This window comes from Psychrobacter sp. 1U2 (genome assembly GCF_051847575.1).
Map to the genome: position 1 here is coordinate 1 of NZ_JBPYDC010000406.1, position 1,123 is coordinate 1,123.

General features: G+C 44.2%; 1 protein-coding gene and 1 pseudogene. Both read right to left on the bottom strand.

Annotated features, from left to right (window positions below):
- Window positions 1–297 (bottom strand): manganese efflux pump MntP (locus ACS8FD_RS16180; protein ID WP_439276597.1); only part of this gene is annotated, 297 nt, incomplete at its 3' end.
- A 146-nt stretch (window positions 298–443) separates the two neighbouring features.
- Window positions 444–1,123: pseudogene (gene gyrB / locus ACS8FD_RS16185) on the bottom strand (DNA gyrase subunit B); the annotation flags it as partial.

Sequence of the window (1,123 nt, forward strand, 5' to 3'; positions counted from 1 at the left end):
TGAGATAGCCTCCTTACTTCCCAAAAACACCTCATAGAGCATCTTGCTGCCCAGCCCAATAAGAATAAAACCTCCGATCCAAGGAGCAGCAGCGGCAAGCCAACCTAATAAAGCTGCACCCAGCAAATAACCAATAAGCGGCATTATCCCCTGTGCAATCCCAAAATATAAGGCAGCGTAGACAGCCAGGCGCCCTATATATCGACGGCTTTGTTTTTGCGATTTAGCGCCCAGTCCTATAGAGACTGCGAACGCATCCATCGCCAAAGCGATAGCCAGTAGTACCACTTCAACCATCTTATTATCCAGTTAGCCATTAACTCAAAATATAGCAAAGGTATTATAAGGTGTTAAATAAAGTTTCACGTGAAACAACTCTATTGTTAAAAAATACCGCCTTGGAAGACAAGGCGGTATTTTATACTTAACGTAAAAGCTAAACCTTAAATATCAAGGTTAGAAACCGTTAATGCATTTTCCTCGATAAAGATACGACGCGGCTCGACGTGATCGCCCATCAAGCAGGTAAACATATGATCCGCTGCAATAGCGTCTTCGATGGTGACACGTAGCATGCGACGGTTTTCAGGATCCATCGTCGTGTCCCAAAGCTGATCAGCATTCATCTCCCCTAGCCCTTTATAGCGCTGAACTGCCAAACCACGACGGGCATCTAGCATCATTTGCTGCCAGAGATAGTCAAAGTCGCGCACAGGGATATCTTTGGCTGTACCTGAATTTGCTTCGCGGCGAATAAAAGCATCATCCTCAAGTAGCGTGTTCCATTCGCTTGATAAGCGAAGCAGCTTGCTATACTCACCTGAATTGATGAAACTTGCATCAAGCAAGTAATGATGTGCTAATTGATGCACATAAACGGTAATACGTGGTAACCACTGCGCTTTATTAGATATGGCTTCTACGTTTTCTACTGCTGGCTCTATATTGAGTACGTTTTCTGCTGCATCCATACTCTCAGACTGCTGTTCATGAATATTGACCAGCTCAATCTCAGGGCTTAAATCACTACCGAAGTGATTAAGCTGAGCTTGCATAGTCTCTTGCCATTCTTGCATAGCAGACTTATCATAAGTCATGTCAGTGCTAAGCTTTGGTGTATGCG